This window comes from Porphyrobacter sp. LM 6 (assembly GCF_001720465.1).
In the GTDB taxonomy this organism is placed as follows: Bacteria; Pseudomonadota; Alphaproteobacteria; order Sphingomonadales; family Sphingomonadaceae; genus Erythrobacter.
On the sequence record NZ_CP017113.1, the window covers coordinates 693,997 to 715,716 of the forward strand.

Sequence of the window (21,720 nt, forward strand, 5' to 3'; positions counted from 1 at the left end):
CGGTAGTCAGCGGCGGCTGGGTACGGCTTCGTGATCGTAAGGGCAATGGCGACAAGCCGATCCGCAGCACTTTCCGCGTGCGAGGTGCGCGACCCGCGTGAACACGGTGTAGCCGGTGGCCGGATCGCGATAGGTGCTCTCTCCGCGCGCGCAGGCGGCTTCGTGCAAGGCGTGCCATTCGGGTTGGGTCATGGCGCGGCGATATTCGCAGCGCGGGCCAATGACAATTCGGGTCTTGCGTGACCGGAACTTTTGGGCTGTGAGCGGGGTTCCTCTGCCAGTCACACCCCCCTTGCCGGAGAGCGCCCTTGCGTTTCGTGCTGTTTGTTGCCGCGCTGTTTTTTGCCATTCCCGCCCACGCACCCCTCAGCGCTCAGGGCGTGCAACAGACCAAGGGGAGCTTTGAAGACAAGTTCCGCCAGCTCGATGAAGTGCTGCCCGATGCGAACACCTATCGCACCGCTGGCGGCGCGCCGGGGCACGAATACTGGCAGCAGAAGGTCGATTACAAGATCACCGCCGAGCTGGACGAGGCCAAGCGCCGCCTGACCGCCAAGGCCACCATCCGCTACACCAACAATTCGCCCGATGCCCTGCCGTGGCTGTGGATGCAGCTCGACCAGAACATCTTCAAGAAGGATTCGATGGCCGAGCTGGCCGATGCTTTCGGCGGCCCTGGCCGGCGCGGGCCGGAAGTGCGGATGGGCTCGGCCAGCGAACCGACCAAGCTTTCGCTTGAGGAACTGCGCCGCCAGCAGGCGATGGCCGACAACACCTATGGCTACGACATCGGCGCGGTGAAGACCCTGACCGGCGCAAGCCTGCCGCACACCATTGTCGGCACGCTGATGCGGATCGATCTGCCGCAGCCGCTGGCGCATGGCGAGACCGCCGAATTCACCATCGAATGGGCGTTCAACATCGTCGAGGAAGACGCGATCAATGCGCGTTCGGGTTACGAACACTTCCCCGATGATCCGCGCAAGGGCGGCAACGATATCTTCCTGCTCGCCCAGTGGTTCCCGCGCATGGTGGTCTATTCGGACTACGAAGGCTGGCACAACAAGGAGTTCCTCGGCCGCGGCGAATTCACGCTCGAATTCGGCGATTACGAGGTCGCGATGACGGTGCCGGACGACCACGTGGTCGCATCGACCGGGACGCTGCAGAACCCCGATCAGGTGCTCACCGCTGCTCAGCGCCAGCGGCTCGAAAGCGCCAAGACCGCCGCCGCGCCGGTGTTCATCGTCACTCCCGAAGAAGCCGCCGCCAACGAGGCCAGCGGGCCGACCGGCAAGCGCGTCTGGCAGTTCGCCGCCACGAACGTGCGCGATTTCGCCTGGGCCTCCAGCCGCAAGTTCATGTGGGACGCGCAAGGCGTGGAGCAGCCCGGTGCCGAGCACGAGACCGTGCTCGCCATGAGCTTCTGGCCCAAGGAAGGCGGCGATCTGTGGCGCAAGTATTCGACCGCGGCGGTGGTGCACACGCTCAAGGTCTATTCGCGCTTCAGCTTCGATTATCCCTATCCCACCGCGCAATCGGTCAACGGGCCGGTCGGCGGGATGGAATACCCGATGATCACCTTCAACGGGCCGCGCACCATCCTCAACAAGGACGGCTCGCGGACTTACACGCTGGCTGCGAAGATGGGCCTTGTCGGCGTGGTGATCCACGAGATCGGGCACATCTACTTCCCGATGACGGTGAACTCGGACGAGCGCCAGTGGACCTGGATGGACGAGGGGCTGAACTCGTTCCTCGATTCCGTCGCCGGTTACGAATGGGATCCGGAGATGCCGTGGACCCGCAGCCTGCCGCGCGACATGGTTCCTTATATGGTGTCGAACAACCAGCAGCCGATCATGACGCAATCGGATTCGATCACCGACCTCGGCTCCAACGCCTATGGCAAGCCGTCTGCCGCGCTGCATCTGCTGCGCGATACGATCATCGGGCGTGAACGCTTCGACTTTGCGCTCAGGGAATATGCCCGTCGCTGGAAGTTCAAGCGCCCCACTCCGGCGGATTTCTTCCGCACCATGGAAGAGGCGAGCGGCACCGATCTCGATTGGTTCTGGCGTGGCTGGTACTACACCACCGATCACGTCGATATCGCGCTGGATTCGATCTACCGCCTGCGGATGGACACCAAGAACCCGGACATCGACCTCTCGCGTCGCCGGGCCGAGCGCGAGGCCGAGCCCGATCTGGTCGGGGTCGAGCTGAACAAGCAGCAGAACCTGCCGATCTGGGTGCTCGAAAACCCCGGTGTCACCGACTTCTACGACAAGAATGACGAATTCACCGTTACCCCCAAGGACCGCAAGGGCTACAAGGATTTCCTCGAAGGCCTCGCCCCGTGGGAGCGCGCCGCGTTTGACCGTGCGGTGAAGGAGGACGCGAATTACTACGTCCTCAACTTCAGCAACAAGGGCGGGTTAGTGATGCCGGTGATCCTCGGCCTGACCTTCGCCGACGGCAAGACCGAGAAGCTTTCGATCCCGGCCGAAATCTGGCGTCGCAACGCGCGCGAGGTATCCAAGCTGCTGGTGTTCCCCAAGGGCAAGGAACTGGTGCAGGTGGTGGTCGATCCCGATTGGGAAACCGGCGATGCCGATATCGAGAACAACCACTATCCGCGCCGCATCATCCCGAGCCGGGTCGAGGCGTTCAAGTCCGAATTCAGCAAGGCGCGGGTCAGCCGTGACCTGATGGGCGAGGCAGCCGGGGCCGAGCCGGACAGCAAGAAGAAGTGATCCGCCGACTGCTCCTGATCGCCGCGCTGGTCATGGCGCCGCTGGCCGTGATGCCGGCGGCCCCGGCGCAGGCGCATCAGCAGAAGATCGCGATCAGCACGCTGATGGTGAACCCGCGCACCGGTGCGCTCGAACTGGTGCATCAGGTGCCGGTGCACGATGCCGAACACGCCTTGCGCAGACAGGGTGTGAAGGTCGCGGACATCATCGGCAGCGAAGCGAGCCGCGAGGCCTTTGCCCGTTACGTCACGCGCCGTTTCCTGCTCGAAATCGACGGAGCGGCCGTCACCCCCGACTATGTCGGGAGCGAGATCAGCGGCGGCAGTCTGATGATTTATCAGGAGATCGCGGCCCCTGCGCCGGGCGCACAGATCACCGTCAATTCGCAGATCCTCACCGATGTCTGGGTGCGGCAGGAAAACCGGGTCAATATCGGACGCGGGACGGGGCTGGTGACCCTGCTGTTCTCCGCCGACAGCGGCCCGCAGAGCGCAACCTTGGCGCGCTGATCAGGCCCGCCGCCGCGCCGCCGGAAGGAGCTCGTCAGGCATGTCGAATTGCGCGCGCAGATCCGCGATCAGGGCGGGGCGTCCATAGCGATAGCCCTGCACATGGCGGCACCCGATCGCGCGCAGGAAGATTTCCTGTTCCTCGGTCTCGACCCCTTCGGCGACCACACGCAGGCCAAGGCTCTGGCTCATCTGCATGATCGCCTGCACGATCAGCCGCGACTGGTGATCCTCGCTGATGCCGGAAATGAAGTCGCGGTCGATCTTGACCTTGTGGATTGGGAAGGCGCGCAGGTGCGTGAGCGAGGAAAACCCGGTGCCGAAATCATCAAGACAGATGGTGAAGCCGCACTCGTCGAGCAATGCGAGCGCGGCATGCACTTGGCTGCGGGCATCGATCAGCATGGTTTCGGTCAGTTCGATAGTGATGTTGCGCGGGCTGAGCGCGCTATCATCGATCGCCTCGATCAGGTACCGCACGAAATCGCCGTGCCGCAGATCGGCTTCGGACAGGTTCAGCCCGATCCGGCAATCGCTGTCGATGAGTTCACGGATCGTCGGCCCATCGACGATTAATTGGTTAAGCATCACCCGCGATACCGGACGCTACAGTTCGGCATCAAGCAGCGCTGCAAACACATCGCTGCCTATCACCGGCGTGTCCAGGATCGCGAATTCATCACCGCTCCGGCGCGCCAGAAACACGCCCGGCTTGAGACCGTCGGACAATTGCTGCGACACGCCTTCGAGTACCCGTTCGCTCAGCAGATGGCTGGGTGTCTGGTCATGCGGTCGATTTGACTAGATAATAGTTATGTAAGGCTGTCTTGGCATCCAAGTCGGTGCGGACAACGAGCCACGAGGCCAAATTATGCCCGACCATGGCTCGTCCGCACCGGGCTCTGCGCAGCGCAGTTGTCGGCGGTTATAGTGCCAATGCCAATCGCGTTCGGCTGTGATGCTCAGTCGCAATGCTGCCTCGCCCATGCAGATGCAGTGGTGAGGAGGGAGCCTGGCTGTGGGTAATGCAATTAATGCTGCTATTGCCGTGCCCTTTGAGCGACAATGTCGCGAGGTGCGTGAACCTTGAATGCGCCGCGCCGGGAGGGCGGCCGCCGATTCCATCGGTTGGCCCTTAATTCATGGCCTCAGCCGCGTTCGCAGCGACGCCATCGTAAAGATCAGCTACGCCCATCCCCAGATAAGACATCGCTCCGATAAGTACGGCGGATATCACGGCAGCGATCAAGGCATATTCGATGGCCGTGGCGCCGGCTTGATCACGCGTCACGGCGATCAAAAATTGATGGATAGTTGCAAGGCCTTTTCGCATTATAAATTACTCCCTCGAAGCTCATTCGCGATCGCTGTAGGTTATGGCAACTGCGCAAAAGGGTGTAATGGCTGATCGAAAGTATCAGAGGCGCGGCATCCGGTGCCAGACATTGGTGATCGTCGTATCGTCGATAACGGCCTAGCATGTACAGCGTTGCGAATTACCGGGCATTCGCACCTGTGGGCCTCGCCGCAACGACCCGAACCTCCGGCACCGCGCTTGCGTCGCCTTTTCAAACTGGGTTGATCCTGGCGTTTGGTGCTAGGGCAAACGCGGCAGTGCGGGCCTTGGTTCCGAAAAGCATGCAACTGACAAAATACGCCCCAGATGTTGCTTGCGCGACCAACAACCGCGCATCAGCCAAAGCCTTCAGGAGAAAATCATGACTTAAAAAGGGGCCAAGTCTTGATCATCGTTCGGCGCCGCTTGAATGGCCGGCGCTGAATCAGACCGGAGGACTGCATTCCCAATGCGCTTGAAGGCATATTGATACATCATGGGGTCATTCACGATGAGTTCCGCTTTTGACGAACCGAGGGCGCCGCTCTTGATCACTTGCACGATCTTGATGCCCAGTTCGCTGCCATCGTTCTTTGGAAGGATCAAGGCGTAAAACTTCAAATCCTTGTCCCTGATTGATCCCTTGTCCCCCGTGGCTCCCCTGAGGCCGCTGATCTGCCCTGTCGCCCGATCGACCACATCAAGCTTGTACCCCGCTTCGCGGAAGACGACCACCGTGCGGTCGAATGTCTCTTCGATCGGATCGGAATAGAAAAACCTTTGATAATTATTGTCGAGACTGAATATTGATCTGTCAGGCTGTATCGCTGATCCACCAGCGCAAGCCGTCAAGCACGCACAGGCGCAAGTAATAAATCCCATCCGAAAAAAATTCGACATTGAAAATTCTCCTAAAATTAAAAATGTAATGCACATGCAAAATTTGCATCTCATGGGATATCGAAAATGAATGCGAATATATCGCGAAAACCATTATAAGCCTTTGGGGTAAGCGATTTCAGATCCATCCGAGGTGATAGCTATGACCGATTAGAGAGATTGGTCGTGCCCGCGGCTTGTGATGGACGATCGCTCATGGTTGTGGCGAATTGGCACATAGCTGCGCAAGCTCTGGTTCATGGGCTATCGCCTGCCCCGGTCAGCGGCGCACCACCCAATCTGTGACGTCAAGCGCTCCGAGGAATTTTATCGCTTCGAAAAGGCGGCCATTTTCTGCAGCCCAATGCAGTTGCAAGGCTAAAATTCCGACAATCTCGTCTTGCTGGCCGTTAGCGATGCTGGGCATTGGAGGTGCCGGAGGCAGTTGCCAGTCCGCCACGGATGTCGCAATCTTCTTGTAAAACGCCACCCATTGGGCGCCATGCGGCACTACAAGCCCCTCGCTGCGAAGGAAAAACATAAATATATCGACGAACTCATTGAAATTGATTTGCTCGTCACGGTCGAAAAACATGAATGTATCCCCAGATCGGTGGGTTTCATTATAAATACGTTTCAAAGATCGTTGGAACAATGAGTCGATTCGGCTATTTCTTATGTTTGATACTAAAGATTTCCAATTGAGGATGTATTCATCAAAGGCTTCGTAGATGTCAGCATAAGAGCCAATGAAGTGACCTCTCGATTCGAATTCTTGCCGTGAGGGCATGCGAAGCGAGCTCTCGGACACATCATCGCAAAGATTTTTGATGATCAGATCCCGCCCATTGTGACGCGCGAGCGGGCCTGGGCTGTCCTTGAATATCGCTCTTAACTGATAAAAGCTGGATAGAAACATGAGGGAATGCCGGACTCCCCAGTAGGACTCAGTCCAATCTTCACCTTCCCTGCGGGGATTTCGAAGTAACAAGGCATTCATTCCTTCACCTACCGTGCACTTACAAGCCTAACCGCATTGTTGGCGACACGCTCTCGTGCCGCCCAATGCAACGTTCAACAACACCCTCTTGGCCATGCCAAGCGACTAGCTCAAGGGCTTCTCAATGGAGCCACCCCGGTCGCGCCAGTCCGCAACGAGCCCTTTTTTGGGGAGGGGCTGCTGGAGATCCCGCGTCCCGGTTCCGACTATAACTGAATAAGAAGATTGTGGGAATTGTTTTTTGATTCAGAACCGTCTATGATACTGCAAGTAATAGAAAATTAGGCACCCGTATTTTTTAACTTTGTCCCATTGTTAGAAATGTTAGCTAACAATTTAATTAACAGTAGAAGTGTTATCTATCATGAATCATTGCGGATCATGATTGGCGTAATAAAAATACTGCCAAAAAATTTTATAATTTATATTATGTAGAGTACAAATTAATAAATTCTCGTTTATGAAGAAATAAGGTGATTTAATGAATGAACAAAAATACATCCAGTCTAGGCGATCCAGGCGCAAAATCCATTTCATGGCCGAATGTAAATTGAACAATCAGGAGATTGTCAAAGTCGCAATAAGGGATATCTCCGCCGGCGGAGTACTTTTAGAGGCGTCGGCGGCTCCCGATCTGAGGGATGGGTTCGTTTTGCGAATGCCAGGCGTTGGAGAGTTCGCTTGCAACGTCGTATGGCGAAGCGGCGCGCTGTTTGGTTGCTCTTTCGATCAGGAACTAACCCCCGGCATAATGGCGGCCGCCCAGCTAAGGGGAGCGCCGCTCAATCAGGCCGAGCAATTGCTGCCGGCGGCGTCTTTGGGTCCTGCCGGTGATACGTTGGGGTTGATTCTTCGGAATTTGCGCCGTCATGCTGGAATGACGCTAGATGAGGTGGCCTCTGCGCTCAACGTCAGCAAGCCGACGATCTGGGCATGGGAAAAGGGTAAGGCGCGCCCGTTGCCGGCGCGGCTGAGTGCCATTGCGACCCTGTTCGACGTCGATGTTCAGACCCTCATGAAAACTAGCGAGCCAACCTCGAGTGCGGAGTTGATCGATCATTGCCGAACTCGCATTGCTGATGCCTTTGGCGCAGCGCCGACAGCAGTCCGGATTATTATCGAAGTGTAAGAGGCTCGCGGTTTGCGTCGGACAAGCGCGAAGGCGGGCGTAGCTTGGCCTCCGGGCACCTTTTTCGCATGGAAAATGTTGCCAAGCTGGCCATCCAACCTGTCGATGGCCGCATTTGATGCCGCACGGTTCTAAAATTTCCACACAGGTGAGACTGATGTCGCGTCATTCGAAAAAACATATCCTCAGCGTACTCGATCAAAGATCAGCGACCCGTTACGCGATACACTTCCTGGCCGATGGCCTCGCTCCGCAAAGAAGCTTTGATGTATGCATAAGGTCCATTTCGGCCGATGGCCTTGCGATTGAAACCTCAACCGAATTAAGGATCGGGACTGAATTTGAGCTGACACTTCCGATTTCGGGTCCCACGAAGGCCAAAGTGGTCTGGAATAACGGGACCATCAGCGGCTGCCTCTTTGAGGCCCCCTTAGACATGGCCGTGCTCAGCGCTGTGCGCCTCAAGGCCCATCCGGCCTGTGCAGGCGGTGCTCGATTGAATGAGCCGCTATCTACGATGGTGCAGCTCGCGGCCCCCGAAAGATGGCCTCGACGGGTTCGTGTCGCCATTCATATCCTTGGACCGCTTACAATCTGGGCGCTCATTGCGCTGCTTGCCAAACTGGTAAGCTAACGGATTTATCCGAGGCATAAGCGAGACCATCTCATTGCGCTGGCATTCCCTGCAATCAAGTGGCCGGCTCATTTGCGCCCAAGCATGCCATATGGCGTAACGATACAAGGGGTGCCATTTTCTTTGAGCTCCTTGAGCGCCACCCACGAGAGATTCATCCAAATGCCTTGAGTATCAATTACGTCCGGCGCGATGTTTCTTAAGGTCGTTCGCATGCTAGGCGCCCAGTGAAAATTAGCGGGCCCATAGCTGGGATGCGCATGGACTTTCCGACCCCAGTACCGAGTATATGGTGGGGAAACAGGGTCTCTAATCCCAGGAACATGCGGATCGACACACGTTACCTCAGTCAAACCGTCGACCATCAGGGGAACTGCCGATGAAAGCCCCCCGGCAGCATCAGAAAGCAGCTCTTGCAGTATGGCAACCTTGACTACAGTTTGAACTCCGGGGGTCTCGTCGGCTGAGGCGATTGCCCCGGATTTTTCTCTGATGCGAGCTTTGAGCATCAGCATCGTCTTTTGGTCACGAGACGGTTTCAATGACTTGGCGCTGCATCTTGCGCAAAAGTGCCTGGTCCCATGGCCGCAGGGGTCCTTTGCGCGGGGCCATGTGTGCACAATCGACTGCGGCACGCAAGCCAGCCCCGAACCGTTCAGGTCCCCAGTCCCGGATTGCGTCCGCCGCCGCAAACCCCATCGACGCACGCTGCTCCTCGTCCATTTCGGATATCGTGATATTTGGGCGCAAGCGCTCGCCAACCAAAATTATCACGCGCGTACTCCCAGCGCCGCCAAGCACTCGCGGGGTCCTCGGAAAAGAGATCCTGGCGTTGCGCTAGCAATACAGCGAGCGCCCCCGGTTTCGAGAAGTCTCCATAGGCTACCTCATGACCGTTCAGAAAACGACCCACGGGATAGTCGTGGCAGAAGACCGGCACGCCCTGCGACAGGGCTTCGATGTAAACGCGGCCGAACCCTTCCGCAAGCGAACCCAAGACGAACACGTCAGCGGCCGCGTACTAGGTCGGCACCTCGCTTGGCGGGACCGAGCGCGCCACCATGCCGCCCTCGCAGAGTTTGGATCGCGCTTCCGCTACGACCTCACCCGAGGCCTCATCCATGGCCCCGATCATCGCCAGGAAGGGGCGCGGCTCGGACATGCGTGCAATTTCGTCCGCGACGTAATCCATGCGCTTGTGTTGCCGCGCGATCCAGCCGACCGACAAGACGATCGGACGATCCGCAGGCAAGCCAAGGGTCTGACGAGCCTGCTGGCGCCGAATAATCCTCGCAACAGGTTTACCAGGATCCTGCTCTTCGACGCTTACCTGCGCGCCGGTCGGGCCGGAGGGGTGGTGACTGAGGCGGTGGCACTAGATCGATTGCGTACCCACTTCGAACGGCCGCATTAAGCTGCGTTTTCGTTGTCAGCCTCTGTCTGATGATCTTGCCGCAGCGACGGTTGGGAAACTCTCGTAAGTAGAGCCGGATAAGGACCGCCGCCTTCGGGCACGGTTAACCCGCAAGCAGCCTGGTTTGCAGTGGGGCTATTTTCGAACGGATGGCTGTTGATGAGAATCGTCGTTGACGGGCTGGGTTTCTTCCCATCGATGAAGTGAAGGCAACGCCTAGGCCGGGGGCAAATCGAGTTGCTCAAGGAAATGAAAGCGATGCTCTGGAGGTCTTTGGGCGGAGCGATACTCGACGCAGATTGCCGTATCACTTTCAGACTGATTGTGTGGTCTTTTTGATCCTTCGTTAGAGCTGCACCCAAGCGAATGCGCCAAGTGCAAATGCTCCCACGAGGACCACAATGATGAGGTCCATTTCCCACCACGTCCCATTGCGTGCTTTTTCATCCGAGATCCCAAGCAGTCCGGCAAGGGCGGATCTCAAATGATAGAGTGGACCATCTCTGCGCATTCTGTGGATTGTATCGCAACTCAAAAAGTTCCTCCAGTCAACAAGCGCAATCAGCTTGGTGATACCTTACTAAGAGCCAATGATCGAAATGTGGGAAGCAAAACGACCCTTGGTATCACGACATTCCGCTCGACTTCCCGTGCACTGCAAGCATTGGTGCTGTCACTGAATGGTGAGCCCTCGCGTCGTCGAAGCGATCATTGACGGTCGCCAGCCCGCGCGCCTTGACCGCAGGCACCTGCTCGAGGCTGACCTTCCTCTCTGCTGGCATGCGCAGGAGCGAATGCTGGGGTTCCCTGCGTGATGCAGCGCCGCCGCACTTGCAGTCAGTTTTTTCTAGACAGAGATATGGGGAGAAGAGAGCCGGTAGACCCGGCTCTTACTGCGTGCTCTGACTCACACCCGGCTTAAGGCGAGGCGAAAATCCCGCAGAACTGCGCCATTTTCGTCGCAGGGTATGCCCGAAGGCGATTCCTGGATTTCGGGAGAGACTGTTTGGTGCGGTCGAGAAGACTCGAACTTCCACGGGCTTTCGCCCACAACGACCTCAACGTTGCGCGTCTACCAGTTCCGCCACGACCGCACTCGGGTTTTCCGGGGCAGCCTGATGCTGGCCCCGCGGTAGGAGCGCGCCACTAGCAAGGGGTTCTGCCCTGTGCAAGCGCTTTGACGCCTTGCCGTGATTACGGGTTAATTGGGTGCCCAGCCAAGGTCAGCCACGGCTGCGCCCGGCGGGATATTGGCGATCGCTACGGTCACCGTGACAGTCTCGCCCGGGGCCAGCTGGGTCTTGGCCGGAACCACCACCCAGTCACCCACCTTGCGTTCGCGCTGGTCGGAGAAGACCACCAGCAGATTGGGCACATCCAGCGAGGTGCGCGCGGTGTTGGTAATCGTCCCGCGCACACGGAAGATGGTTTCACCGTTCGGCAGCGCTTCGGGGCGTTGATCCTCCACAGGGAAATCGAGCTCGAGGCCGGGGCGACCAATGCCGAAGGTCGGGCGGTCGATCGGCACCCATTCGGGCAGGCCATAGTAGTTGACCGCGGCAATCGTCCCGGTGGCCAGCACCGCGAAAATCACCGCCGCAATCGTCCACATCTTCAGCGTATTGCGCCGCCGGGTGAATGGCGGACGGAAATCGAAGCACGATTCCTGGTCGGCGGCGCTGTAATCATCATCGCCAAAGGGCGGATCATCGACAGTCCCCGCGCCCGAGGCATTGTCGCTGAAGGCAGCAGGCGCATCCATTTGCGGGGCGATGCGCGGTTCGGGGTCGCTGGTCGCCTGCTGGCTCAATCCCCGGCGCAGGGCGCGCACGGCGATCGAGGCATCGTCGATACTGGCGCCTTCGGTTTCGGGATTGTCGGCTGCACGCCAATGGCTGACCGATGGGCGCTCTGCCACGGGCGCGCTCTCCGCTGCGGGTGCGGGCTGCGACGGTGCCGGCGTTGGCGCCGGTGCCGGGTGCGGGGCAGGGGCCTCGGCCACTGGGGCGGAAGCGCCTACGTCCTGACGGGCGGCGGCCGCTTCATCAGGGTAGCGCAGATCGAGAAGCGGCGGTTCCTGGAACCAGCTGTGCTTGCACTTGGCGCAGCGCACGGTGCGCCCTTCGCTGCCGATGGCAGCATCGGGCACCGCATAGCGCGTACCGCAGGCTGGGCAGGCGATGATCATGTCCCTGTTTGCAATAGTCCGTGCACTCCCGTGCACAAGAGCAAGACCAGCGATCAGCGGCATTTACCGCTTGTTTTCCACATTGCGGCCCTCGTTTCGGGGGCAAAACTGCGTATCTCTACGATGTTCGTCTTTCCCAGGCTCCGGCCCACTGATAGGTGCGCGGCATGAATGATCGTCTCACCGAGATCGTGAAGTTCGACAATGTCGGGCTGCGCTATGGGACCGATCCAGAGGTGCTGAGCAATCTCAGCTTCACCCTCTACCCCGGCAGTTTCTACTTCCTGACCGGCGCGAGCGGTGCGGGCAAGACCAGCCTTTTGAAGCTGCTCTACCTCTCGCAGCGCCCCACCCGCGGGGCGATCCGGATGTTCGGGCAGGACCTGATGACGATGCCGCGCGCGCGCCTGCCCGATCTGCGGCGGCGGCTGGGCGTGGTGTTCCAGAACTTCCGTCTGGTGCCGCACCTCACGGCGTTCGACAATGTTGCCCTGCCGCTAAGGCTCGCGGGGGCAGACGAGAAGCGGGTGGTCAAGGCGGTGGCCGATATGCTCGACTGGGTGGGCCTTGCCCACCGTGCCCACGCCATCCCCGCGACGCTTTCCGGCGGGGAGCAGCAGCGCGTCGCCATCGCCCGTGCGGTGATCGCCCGCCCGCGCATCCTCATCGCCGACGAGCCGACCGGCAACGTCGATCCGGAAATGGCGCTGAAGCTGCTGCGCCTGTTCGAGGCGCTCAACCACCGTGTCGGCACAACCGTGGTGGTCGCAACCCACGATGTCGACCTGCTGCGCAAGGTGCCGGATTCGCTGATCATGCGGCTGCACAAGGGGCAGTTATCCGATCCCACCGGGGCGCTGCGCTATCCCCCGCGCCCGTCCGCGCCGATAGGAGCCGGAGCGTGAGCGGGTCTGGAGCGGGCGAGAACGGGGAAATCGGTCTGGGCGGCGACGCCCCCGCAAACGACGCCGCACCCGCGATGCCGCGCCCGACGCGCGGGGGCGCGCGGATGCTGCCGGCACCGCGTTTTTCCGGGCCAATCCCGTGGGTGATCGCGATCCTCATCGCGCTGGTGGTGATTGCTGCCGCGGGCGGGCTCGCGCTGCGCAACCTTGCCACCAGCGCGCAGGCCGATCTGTCTTCGGCGGTGACAGTGCAGGTGATCGAGGCCAATCCCGATCTGCGCGCCCAGCGCGGCGCGGCGGCGGTCAAGGCGCTGACGGGGGTCGACGGCGTGCAATCGGTGCGGCTGGTGCCCGAAACCGAACTGGCAGCGTTGCTCGAGCCCTGGCTTGGGGCAGGCGCGGCGAGCGGCGATGTGCCGATCCCGGCGCTGATCGATGTCGAGCTGACCACCAACGCTGGCCCGGCGGAAATCGCGCGGATCGAGGCGGCCTTGCAGACTGCGGTTCCCGGCGCGCGGGTTGACGCGCAATCGGACTGGCTGCGCCCGGTCTATGGCGCGCTTTCGGCGCTCCAGTGGCTGGCGCTCGGGCTCGTCGTTCTGGTCGCGCTGGCGACCGCTGCGGCGGTATGGCTGGCCGCGCGCAATGCCTTTGCGAGCGCGCGGGATACGGTCGAGATCATTCACCTGCTGGGGGCGACTGATCGCCAGATATCGGCGGTATTCCTGCGCACCGTGCTCCGCGAGGCATCCTTCGGCGCTGTGATCGGCGCGGCTCTGGGCGGGGGCGCGGTGTGGCTGCTGGGACAGCAATTTGCGGCGCTCGATAGCGGCATGGCGAGCGGTGGGGTGCTGACGCTTGCCAATTGGCTGATGATTGGTGCGGTGCCGGTGGCGGGCGTGCTGCTCGCGCTGCTGACGGCGCGGATCACCATTGCGCTTGCCCTCAAGGACATGCTTTAGGCCTCACACTATGATGCGGCGCCTGCTTTCCTTTGTATTCCTGCTGTGGGCGATCGGCTTCCTGTGGTTCGTCGTCGCCTTGCCGCAGCCTGCGACCGACGCGCAGCTCACCGATGCGGTGATCGTGCCGACCGGCGGAGCGGGCCGGATTGCGCGCGGGCTGGACGTGCTGGACCGCGGCCTCGCCAAGAAGATGCTGGTGAGCGGCGTCGATCCCGAAGTGAAGCCGGCCGAATTCGCTGCCGAGTTCGGCGTTCGCGCGGAGGCAATGGCCTGCTGCATCACGCTGGGCTTCAGTGCGGTCGATACCCGTTCCAACGCGGCCGAGACGGCGAAGTGGGTGGCGCAGAACGAAGTGCAATCATTGCGGCTGGTGACGACCGACTGGCACATGCGCCGCGCGGCCAGCGAGCTTGACCGCACTCTGCCCGATCATGTCACGGTGATCCGCGATGCGGTCCCCTCCAATCCGCAAGTCGGCACGCTGTTTCTCGAGTATCACAAGCTGCTCGCGAGCCGGGCAGCGGGACTGGCGGACCTTTGAACGCGATCGTCGCCGCGCTTCGCAGCCTTGCGTTCTATGTCCTGTTTTACAGCGGCAGCGCGCTGCTGGTGGTCGCCTCGGTGGTGGCGGTCGCGGCGCGGCCCCGCTGGCTGCGGGCGGTGGTGGCCAAGTGGGGTGACTGGCACCTGTGGTGCGTCCGGAATGTGCTCGGCATCACGGTCGTGCTCGATGGTGCCTTGCCGGATGGGCCGGTGCTGATCGCAATCAAGCATGAAAGCTACTTCGAGGCGATCGATACCCCGCGGTTGCTTGCCTTCCCCGCCGTGTTCGCCAAGCAGGAGCTGTTTCGCATCCCCGGCTGGGGCTATTCGGCGATCGTCTATGGACTGGTTCCGGTGGCGCGCGATCAGGGGGCGCGGGCGCTGCGTTCGATGATCGCGAGCGCCAAGGAGCGCGTGGCGGCGGGGCGTCCGCTGGTGATTTTCCCCGAAGGAACGCGGGTGCCGCACGGGTCCAGGCCACCGCTGCAGGCCGGGTTCGCCGGGCTCTACAAGCTGCTTGGCCTGCCCGTCGTGCCGATCGCGGTCGATAGTGGGCCGACCTATCACCGCGTGATCAAGCGGCCGGGGCGGATTACGTACAAGGTCGGCGAGACCATCCCTGCAGGCCTGCCCCGCGAAGAGATCGAGGCGCGGGTCCATGCGGCGATCAACGCGCTGAACCCGGCTTCACCCGATCCTGGAACCTTGCATCCGTGACCGCCCCGGACGAGCACGCGGACGATCGGCACACCGAACCCGATGGGCGGACATGGGGCGAGGTGCTGGGCCCCGGATTGATCACCGGCGCGGCCGATGATGATCCGAGCGGGATCGGCACCTACAGCCAGATCGGCGCGCAGTTCGGCTTCAGCCTCGCGTGGATCATGGTGTTCAGCTACCCGCTGCTGGTCGCGACGCAGCTGATCTGCGCGCGCATCGGCGCGGTGACCGGACATGGCATTGCGCACAACCTGAAGCGCCACTATCCGCGCCCGGTGCTGTGGTTTGCGGTGATGCTCCTCCTAATCGCTAACACGATCAATCTCGGCGCGGACCTTGGTGCGATGGCGGCTGCGCTCAACCTGCTGCTGCCGGGACCGATCATGCTCTATGTGGTGCTGTTCGGCGGCATTTCGGTACTGCTTGAGGTGTTCGTTGCCTATGCGCTCTACACCCGCATCCTGAAGTGGTCGGCGCTTTCGCTGCTCGCCTATATCCTTGTGCCCTTTGTCGCGGATATCTCGCCGCAAGAGGTGCTGCGGGGCGTCGTTGTGCCCGAACTCACGTTTGACCGGCAGACGGCGATGGCCGTCATTGCGGCACTGGGCACGACGATCAGCCCCTACCTGTTCTTCTGGCAAGCCGGGCAGGAAGTGGAGGAGCAGCACCGTCTTCACACGCGTCCTCTCGGCGTGCGTCCGCGGACGGCAGGCCCTGGCCTCAAACGGATGCAGACCGATACCGTTATCGGCATGGGGGTTACCAGCGTCACCGCGCTGTTCATCGTGATCGCCACGGCCGCCACGCTTCATGCAAACGGGATCAACGAGATCGCCTCTGCCGATGCAGCAGCCAGCGCGCTGCGCCCGATCGCAGGGGATTTCAGTTTCCTGCTGTTTGCCGTGGGGATCATTGGCATCGGCTTGCTGGCGGTGCCAGTGCTAGCGGGATCGGCCGCCTATGCGCTGTCCGAGACCTTCGGCTGGACCGAAGGGCTGGACCGCAAGCCGCATGAGGCCAAGGCCTTCTACGGCGCGATCGTCGTCGCGGTGCTGAGCGGCGTGGCACTCAATTTGATCGGCATCGATCCTATGCAGGCGCTTTACTGGACTGCGGTGATCAATGGGCTGCTCGCACCACCCTTGATGGTGATGACGATGCTGGCAGCGAGCAATCCCAAGGTAATGGGCCGGTTGACCTTACCGCCGCTGCTCAAGTTCGGCGGATGGGCGGCAACAGCCGTCATGACCCTGGTCTCGGGGATGTTCCTGCTGAGCTAGTCGGGATGCTGGCGCCCGAAGTCGGGGCGCTCGTCATCCTGACCCTGCTCGATTACCTGCCGCCGGATGGCGCGGGTGCGGGTGAAGAGATCGAACAGCGTGTCTCCGTCGCCCGAACGGATCGCGCGTTGCAACGCGGTCAGATCCTCGGTGAAACGCCCGAGCATCTCCAGCACGGCGCCCTTGTTGGTCAGGAACACGTCGCGCCACATCACCGGATCCGACGCGGCGATACGGGTGAAATCGCGGAAACCGCCTGCCGAATATTTGATGACCTCGCTCTGGGTCACGTCTTCCAGATCGCTCGCCGTGCCGACGATGGTGTAGGCGATGAGGTGCGGGATGTGGCTGGTGACGGCCAGCACCAGATCGTGGTGCGCCGCGTCCATCAGTTCGACCTTGGATCCGAGCTTCGTCCAGAAGTCCGACAGCGCTTCGAGTGCCGCAGGGTCGACGCCTTCGGGCGGGGTGATGATGCACCAGCGGCCCGCAAACAGCGTGGCAAAGCCCGCCTCCGGCCCGCTCTGCTCGGTGCCTGCCACCGGGTGCGCGGGGATAATCGTGGCGCCGGGGAGCGCGGTGGCCAGCGCCTCGGCGACGGCGGCCTTGGACGAACCGACATCGCTCACGACGGCGTGGGGTGCGAGGCCCGGCGCAATCGCGCGGGCGGCATCGCCCATCGCCCCCACGGGGACGCACAGGATCACCAGATCGGCGTTGGCGACGGCGTCTTCGGCACGCTCGCACACCTGATCGACGAGGCCGCGTGCCGCTGCCCGCTCACGCACGGAAGCATCGCGGTCCCAGCCGGAGGTGGCGATGCCCAACCCGCGCGCCTTGACCGCCAGCCCGATCGAGCCGCCGAGCAGGCCGAGGCCGATGATTGCGACGCGCTGGATGGTCATGCTGCCTCTCCGCACAGGCGGCGGAGCGTCGCGATGACGTCGGTCGTCGCTTCGGCGGTGCCGATGGTGATGCGCAGCGAATTGGGCAGACCCTGGCTCGGCAAGTGGCGCACCGCGTAACCCGCGTCGGACAGCGCTTCAAGCGCCTGCGCCGCCGAAACCGAGCCTTCGAAATGGACGAGCAGGAAATTGGCCTCGCTCGGACAGGCCGAGATGCCATGGTTGCCGAGCATCGCGATAGCTTCGGCAAAGCGCGTGCGCTCCTTGGCGTTGTGCTCGCGGCTGGCGGTGACGAAGGCCTGATCGCCGAGCGCCGCCAGCGCCGCCTTCTGCCCGCTCACCGAGACGTTGAACGCCCCGCGCAGCCGGTTGACCAGATCGATCAGGTTCGGTGCGCCCGTCACCCAGCCGACCCGTTCCGAGGCCAGACCATAGGCCTTGGAGAAAGTGCGGCTCACCAGCACGTTCTCATGCGCGGCGGCGAGTTCGAAGGCGGCGCTCTGGAACGCCGGATCGACATACTCGCCGTACGCCTCGTCCACCACCAGCAGCACGTCCGAGGGCAGGCCGGCGTGCAGCCGCACGACTTCGGACGGTGGCAGGAAGGTGCCGACCGGATTGTTCGGATTGTCGAGCAACACCACCTTGGTCCGCTCGGTAACGGCGGCGAGCAGGTTGTCGACACTCGCTGCGTAATTGTCGTCTGCCGCCAGCACCGGCGTCGCGCCCACCTTCTGGGCGAGCAGCGGGTAGAGCGAGAAGGAGTAGCGCGAGGCCAGCACCTCGTCTCCCGGCCCGGCGAGCGCCTGAACCGCGCAGTGCAGCAGCTCACCAGAGCCGGTGCCGCACACGATCCGGTCAGGATCAAGTCCGTGCACTTCGGCGATCTTCTCGCGCAGCGCACGCGCATCGGGATCGGGGTAATCCGCCGCCACATGGCCTTCGGCCAGCGCCGCAAGCGCCGCCGGGCTCGATCCCAGCGGGTTTTCATTGGCCGACAGCTTGGTGAGCGGTTTCCCGCTCGCCGACTTGGACTTGCCCGGCACATAGGCGTGGATCTGGGCGATCCAGGGCTTGGGTTGCGGTGTGGACATGGGACTGGCGCGATAGCCAGTTTGTCGCCGCGAATACAGCGCGAAAACGCTTCGCTATCTGTGGCTGCGATTGACATGCGCTGGGGCCTCCCCCAATTCGCTCGGTCAATGAACGCCGCCCCGCTCTCGCCGGTCTATCGCCTCCCGGATCCCCTGCCGCTCGACAGCGGTCAGGCGCTGGAGAATTGCGAGATCGCTTACGAGACCTACGGCAGCCTCGCGCCCGACAAGAGCAACGCGGTGCTGGTGTGCCATGCGCTGACCGGCGACCAGTATCTGGCAAGCCCGCATCCGATCACCGGCAAGCCCGGTTGGTGGGAGCGGATGGTCGGCCCGGGCAAGCCGATCGATACCGACCGCCGCTTCGTGATCTGCGCCAATGTGATCGGCAGCTGCATGGGATCGAGCGGCCCTGCCAGTCTTGCGCCCGATGGCCAGCCCTATGCGATGCGCTTTCCCGTCATCACCATCCGCGACATGGTGCGTGGCTTGGTGGCGCTGCTGGATGGCCTCGGGATCGACAAGCTGCATGCCGTGGTCGGCGGTTCGATGGGCGGGATGCAGGCGCTGAGCCTTGCCGCCAACTGGCCCGAGCGCGCGGCACGGGTGCTGGTGATCGCCTCGACCGCGCGCCACTCGGCGCAGAACATCGCCTTCCACGAAGTCGGGCGGCAGGCGATCATGGCCGATCCCGCCTGGGCCGAGGGCGATTACTACGCGGCAGACGCCAAGCCCGACAACGGCCTCGCCGTGGCGCGCATGGCGGCGCACATCACCTATCTGTCAGAAGCCGGCCTGACCGAGAAGTTCGGCCGCCGGTTGCAGGACCGCGAGGCCAAGGGTTTTGGCTTCGACGCCGAATTCCAGGTGGAAAGCTACCTCCGCTATCAAGGCAGCGGCTTTACTCGCCGGTTCGATGCGAACAGCTATCTCTACATCACCCGCGCGATGGACTATTTCGATATCGCCGAAGAGCATGGCGGCAAGCTGGCTGATGCCTTCGCGGGGACGCAGGCGCGCTTCTGCATCGTCAGCTTCGATACCGACTGGCTCTACCCCACTGCCGAAAGTCGCCACATCGTCCATGCGCTCAACGCGGCGGGCGCGAAGGTGAGCTTCGTGGAGCTTTCCGCGCCGCATGGGCATGACAGCTTCCTGCTCGAACACGACCAGCTCGACCGCGTGGTGAAGGGGTTTGTGGAGTGACAACGCTGCGCCCTGACCTCGCGGCGATCGCCGCCCATGTCGCGCCGGGCAGCCGCGTGCTGGATATCGGCTGCGGGGACGGCGCGCTGATGGCGGAGCTGGAAGCGGCGAGCGGCTGCGATGCGCGGGGCATGGAGCTGGACGGCGCGCTGGTTGAACGCTGCGTGTCGCGCGGGCTAAGCGTGGTGCAGGGCGATGCCAATCTCGACCTTGCGAACTACCCGGACAAGGCGTTCGATTACGCCATCCTCAGCCAGACGCTCCAGACGGCGACCCGGCCGGACCGGATGCTCGACGAGTTGCTGCGGGTGGGGCGGCGGGCATTTGTTTCGTTCCCCAATTTCGCGCACTGGCGCACCCGTTCGGCGCTGATGTTCGGCGGGCGGATGCCGGTCACCCGAGCGCTGCCGGTGAGCTGGTATGAAACCCAGAACATCCACCACGTGACGGTCGAGGATTTCCGCGATCTGGCGCGCGCCAAGGGCGCGAGCATCGAACGCGCGTGGTTTTTCTCGGGCGAAAAGGAAATCGGCGCACCAGGTGCTAACTGGCGCGCCGAATTCGCGGTGTTCGAGTTAAGTCGGTAGGATCAACCGGCGCGGTGCAGCATGCACAGCTTGTGCCCGTCGAGATCGCGCACATAGCCGAGGTTCAGCGTCCCCATCGCACCGACACGCGGGCCCGGCGCGTCTTCGATCGAGGTGCCGCCTGCGGCGACCGCTGCGTCGTGGAACGCCTTGACCTGTTCAAGGCTGTCGCAGGCAAAACCAATGGTCGAGCCATTGGATGCCGTCGCCGGCTCGTTGTTGATCGGTTCGCTGATCGAGAACATCCCGCCCGGGTGCATCCAGAATGCGCGCTTGTGGCCGGTCGCGGCGACGTTGACCATCCCCGGCTTGACCCCGAGCGTTCCGAGCACGCTGTCATAGAACGCCTTGGCGCGGTCGAAATCGTTGGTGCCGACCATAATGTGACTGAACATGGAAATGCGCCTCCTCTCATAAGACAGGTTGCGGATTAGGACGGATCGGGCGGCCCGGCAATCGGCTTTTCCGGTAGCCATTGGTTCATCTTCCGATGCATAGACGGGGCTATGCTTACGCCCCTCATCGCCGCGCTGCTTGCGGCCCAATCTGCTCAGGCACCCGCCCAGCCTCCGGCCGAGCTTCCCCCCCTGTCGCAGGAAAGCCGTGCGCTGCTGCGCTGTTCGGCGGCCTTTGCGCTGGTGTCGCAGCGGCAATCGATCGGCGAAGAGGCCGCGCGTAAATGGCCGTCGCTGGAAACCCGCGGGCGCGAATTCTTCGTGCGCTCGCTCGCCCAGTTGATGGACGAGACGGGGCTGGACCGCGACGGCATTGCGTGGCTGGCCGGGTTCGAGGCCAAGGCGCTGCGCGACAGCGGCGAGACCGACAAGGTCATGCCCTCCTGCCTCGTGATGCTGGAGGCTTCGGGGTGTAATTCCTCCCCTGTTTACCCGTCTGAAGGCATGGATTTGCCCCGCATTTTGCGGCATGGGATAGCCCACCATGTGGCACCTCTACCAATTCCCGCTTTGCCCGTTCAGCCGCAAGATCCGGCTGCTGCTGAGCGAAAAGAACATCCCCTTCGATCTGCTGCGCGAGGACCCGTGGGCGGCCTCGGACATGTTCTTCAACCTCAATCCGGCAGGCCGCACGCCGGTGATCGTCAATCAGGAAAAGAACATCGTCATCCCCGATAGCCGGGCGATCGCGGAGTTCTTCGAAGAGACGGTGGACCGCAATCCGATGATCAACGGCACCGCCGCCCAGCGCGCCGAGATCCGCCGGCTGGTCGCGCTGTTCGACGAGAATTTCTATGCCGATGTCACCGCGCCGCTGCTCTCGGAACGGATGAAGAAGCGCATTCTGCGCCAGCCGCCCGACAGCCGCGCGCTGCGCGATGCGATGAAAATGGCACATGGGCATCTCGATTATCTCGACTGGCTGATCGACAACCGCCCGTGGGTGGCGGGATCGACCATGAGCCTCGCTGATCTTGCCGCCGCCGCGCAGATTTCGGTCGCGGACTATCTTGGCGGGATCGACTGGACCGGCCACGAACAATCGCGCGGCTGGTATGCGGTGTTCAAGAGCCGCCCGAGCTTTCGCCCGCTGCTTACCGAGCGCATGGACGTGATCAAGCCGCCGGCGCACTACGCTCAGCTCGACGGGTAACATTCTTCTGGCGCTTGCGAATTGTCACTGCCGCGCAGATATTGGCGCGAGCAGAGAGGACC

Annotated in this window: 25 protein-coding genes and 1 tRNA gene; 13 read left to right on the forward strand and 13 right to left on the reverse strand. The window is 62.0% G+C overall.

Annotation, left to right across the window (positions count from 1 at the left end):
• Window positions 1-6: 6 nt before the first annotated feature.
• The gene (locus tag BG023_RS03440; RefSeq protein WP_069309225.1) at window positions 7-192 is read right to left on the reverse strand and encodes a DUF5522 domain-containing protein; all 186 of its coding nucleotides are present in this window, start codon (window positions 190-192) and stop codon (window positions 7-9) included.
• Between the two features lie 188 nt (window positions 193-380).
• On the opposite strand from BG023_RS03440, the gene BG023_RS03445 reads away from it, so the two are divergent.
• Together BG023_RS03445 and BG023_RS03450 are read left to right on the forward strand one after the other, a co-directional pair.
• Entirely contained in the window at window positions 381-2,756 is a 2,376-nt protein-coding gene (locus BG023_RS03445; protein ID WP_199797151.1) for a M1 family metallopeptidase, read from the forward strand.
• On the forward strand, window positions 2,753-3,265 hold the full coding sequence (locus BG023_RS03450) for a DUF6702 family protein (protein WP_150122773.1): 513 nt from the start codon (window positions 2,753-2,755) through the stop codon (window positions 3,263-3,265). The genes BG023_RS03445 and BG023_RS03450 overlap by 4 nt, the downstream gene beginning before the upstream one ends.
• Here BG023_RS03450 and BG023_RS03455 read toward each other — a convergent pair whose 3' ends face one another.
• The 5 genes from BG023_RS03455 to BG023_RS14660 all read right to left on the reverse strand — a co-directional run bounded on the left by BG023_RS03455 (window position 3,266) and on the right by BG023_RS14660 (window position 6,480).
• Window positions 3,266-3,853: an EAL domain-containing protein gene (locus BG023_RS03455; RefSeq protein ID WP_069309227.1), complete on the reverse strand. Its 588-nt coding sequence runs from the start codon at window positions 3,851-3,853 to the stop codon at window positions 3,266-3,268.
• An 18-nt stretch (window positions 3,854-3,871) separates the two neighbouring features.
• Complete coding sequence (locus BG023_RS15100) at window positions 3,872-3,994, reverse strand: hypothetical protein (RefSeq protein ID WP_257784907.1); 123 nt, start codon at window positions 3,992-3,994, stop codon at window positions 3,872-3,874.
• Window positions 3,995-4,400: 406 nt separating this feature from the next.
• Window positions 4,401-4,598 (reverse strand): Flp family type IVb pilin, encoded by a 198-nt coding sequence (locus tag BG023_RS03460; RefSeq protein WP_069309228.1) that lies wholly within the window; start codon window positions 4,596-4,598, stop codon window positions 4,401-4,403.
• A gap of 390 nt (window positions 4,599-4,988) precedes the next feature.
• Complete coding sequence (locus tag BG023_RS03465) at window positions 4,989-5,501, reverse strand: hypothetical protein (protein ID WP_069309229.1); 513 nt, start codon at window positions 5,499-5,501, stop codon at window positions 4,989-4,991.
• A 259-nt stretch (window positions 5,502-5,760) separates the two neighbouring features.
• Window positions 5,761-6,480, reverse strand: a complete 720-nt coding sequence (locus BG023_RS14660; RefSeq protein ID WP_150122774.1) for a hypothetical protein — start codon at window positions 6,478-6,480, stop codon at window positions 5,761-5,763.
• Between the two features lie 481 nt (window positions 6,481-6,961).
• Between BG023_RS14660 and BG023_RS03475 the strand changes: the two genes are divergently transcribed.
• Both BG023_RS03475 and BG023_RS03480 read left to right on the forward strand, forming a co-directional pair.
• Window positions 6,962-7,609: a helix-turn-helix domain-containing protein gene (locus tag BG023_RS03475; RefSeq protein ID WP_069309231.1), complete on the forward strand. Its 648-nt coding sequence runs from the start codon at window positions 6,962-6,964 to the stop codon at window positions 7,607-7,609.
• Between the two features lie 157 nt (window positions 7,610-7,766).
• Window positions 7,767-8,243 carry a PilZ domain-containing protein gene (locus BG023_RS03480; protein ID WP_069309232.1) on the forward strand — a complete coding sequence of 159 codons (477 nt, stop codon included), beginning with the start codon at window positions 7,767-7,769 and terminating at the stop codon, window positions 8,241-8,243.
• A gap of 655 nt (window positions 8,244-8,898) precedes the next feature.
• Here the strand turns inward: BG023_RS03480 and BG023_RS14340 are convergent.
• Window positions 8,899-9,249 carry a glycosyltransferase gene (locus BG023_RS14340; RefSeq protein WP_083234508.1) on the reverse strand — a complete coding sequence of 117 codons (351 nt, stop codon included), beginning with the start codon at window positions 9,247-9,249 and terminating at the stop codon, window positions 8,899-8,901.
• On the opposite strand from BG023_RS14340, the gene BG023_RS14830 reads away from it, so the two are divergent.
• Window positions 9,133-9,657 (forward strand): hypothetical protein, encoded by a 525-nt coding sequence (locus tag BG023_RS14830; RefSeq protein WP_190315847.1) that lies wholly within the window; start codon window positions 9,133-9,135, stop codon window positions 9,655-9,657. The two genes, BG023_RS14340 and BG023_RS14830, sit on opposite strands and share 117 nt — an antisense overlap.
• Window positions 9,658-10,664: 1,007 nt before the next feature.
• On the opposite strand, the gene BG023_RS03495 is transcribed toward BG023_RS14830, so the two are convergent.
• Together BG023_RS03495 and BG023_RS03500 are read right to left on the reverse strand one after the other, a co-directional pair.
• Window positions 10,665-10,751, reverse strand: a tRNA-Leu gene (locus BG023_RS03495).
• Between the two features lie 107 nt (window positions 10,752-10,858).
• Window positions 10,859-11,845 carry an MJ0042-type zinc finger domain-containing protein gene (locus tag BG023_RS03500; RefSeq protein WP_069309235.1) on the reverse strand — a complete coding sequence of 329 codons (987 nt, stop codon included), beginning with the start codon at window positions 11,843-11,845 and terminating at the stop codon, window positions 10,859-10,861.
• A gap of 167 nt (window positions 11,846-12,012) precedes the next feature.
• Between BG023_RS03500 and ftsE the strand changes: the two genes are divergently transcribed.
• The 5 genes from ftsE to BG023_RS03525 are packed head-to-tail and all read left to right on the forward strand — an operon-like array spanning window position 12,013 to window position 16,258.
• The gene (gene ftsE / locus BG023_RS03505; RefSeq protein WP_069309236.1) at window positions 12,013-12,750 is read left to right on the forward strand and encodes a cell division ATP-binding protein FtsE; all 738 of its coding nucleotides are present in this window, start codon (window positions 12,013-12,015) and stop codon (window positions 12,748-12,750) included.
• Entirely contained in the window at window positions 12,747-13,712 is a 966-nt protein-coding gene (locus tag BG023_RS03510; protein WP_233993064.1) for a cell division protein FtsX, read from the forward strand. The genes ftsE and BG023_RS03510 overlap by 4 nt, the downstream gene beginning before the upstream one ends.
• Before the next feature lie 10 nt (window positions 13,713-13,722).
• Window positions 13,723-14,256: a YdcF family protein gene (locus BG023_RS03515; protein WP_069309237.1), complete on the forward strand. Its 534-nt coding sequence runs from the start codon at window positions 13,723-13,725 to the stop codon at window positions 14,254-14,256.
• Window positions 14,253-14,975, forward strand: coding sequence for a lysophospholipid acyltransferase family protein (locus BG023_RS03520; RefSeq protein WP_069309238.1), 723 nt, complete (start codon window positions 14,253-14,255; stop codon window positions 14,973-14,975). Before BG023_RS03515 ends, BG023_RS03520 begins: the two co-directional genes overlap by 4 nt.
• Window positions 14,972-16,258, forward strand: coding sequence for an NRAMP family divalent metal transporter (locus BG023_RS03525; protein WP_069309239.1), 1,287 nt, complete (start codon window positions 14,972-14,974; stop codon window positions 16,256-16,258). The genes BG023_RS03520 and BG023_RS03525 overlap by 4 nt, the downstream gene beginning before the upstream one ends.
• Here BG023_RS03525 and BG023_RS03530 read toward each other — a convergent pair.
• The gene (locus tag BG023_RS03530) at window positions 16,255-17,163 is read right to left on the reverse strand and encodes a prephenate/arogenate dehydrogenase family protein (RefSeq protein WP_069309240.1); all 909 of its coding nucleotides are present in this window, start codon (window positions 17,161-17,163) and stop codon (window positions 16,255-16,257) included. The genes BG023_RS03525 and BG023_RS03530 overlap by 4 nt on opposite strands.
• On the reverse strand, window positions 17,160-18,257 hold the full coding sequence (gene hisC / locus BG023_RS03535; protein WP_069309241.1) for a histidinol-phosphate transaminase: 1,098 nt from the start codon (window positions 18,255-18,257) through the stop codon (window positions 17,160-17,162). Before hisC ends, BG023_RS03530 begins: the two co-directional genes overlap by 4 nt.
• A 108-nt stretch (window positions 18,258-18,365) precedes the next feature.
• Here hisC and metX point away from each other — a divergent pair, with 108 nt between their 5' ends.
• Window positions 18,366-19,463: a homoserine O-acetyltransferase MetX gene (gene metX / locus BG023_RS03540; RefSeq protein ID WP_069309242.1), complete on the forward strand. Its 1,098-nt coding sequence runs from the start codon at window positions 18,366-18,368 to the stop codon at window positions 19,461-19,463.
• A complete protein-coding gene (gene metW / locus BG023_RS03545; protein WP_069309243.1) occupies window positions 19,460-20,050 on the forward strand; it encodes a methionine biosynthesis protein MetW in 591 nt (196 codons plus the stop codon). The genes metX and metW overlap by 4 nt, the downstream gene beginning before the upstream one ends.
• A gap of 2 nt (window positions 20,051-20,052) precedes the next feature.
• On the opposite strand, the gene BG023_RS03550 is transcribed toward metW, so the two are convergent.
• Window positions 20,053-20,445: a VOC family protein gene (locus BG023_RS03550; RefSeq protein ID WP_069309244.1), complete on the reverse strand. Its 393-nt coding sequence runs from the start codon at window positions 20,443-20,445 to the stop codon at window positions 20,053-20,055.
• A 155-nt stretch (window positions 20,446-20,600) separates the two neighbouring features.
• Entirely contained in the window at window positions 20,601-20,882 is a 282-nt protein-coding gene (locus BG023_RS14835; RefSeq protein WP_190315807.1) for a hypothetical protein, read from the reverse strand.
• Between the two features lie 107 nt (window positions 20,883-20,989).
• Here BG023_RS14835 and BG023_RS03555 point away from each other — a divergent pair, with 107 nt between their 5' ends.
• Window positions 20,990-21,658 carry a glutathione S-transferase family protein gene (locus tag BG023_RS03555; RefSeq protein ID WP_069309245.1) on the forward strand — a complete coding sequence of 223 codons (669 nt, stop codon included), beginning with the start codon at window positions 20,990-20,992 and terminating at the stop codon, window positions 21,656-21,658.
• Window positions 21,659-21,720: the final 62 nt, after the last annotated feature.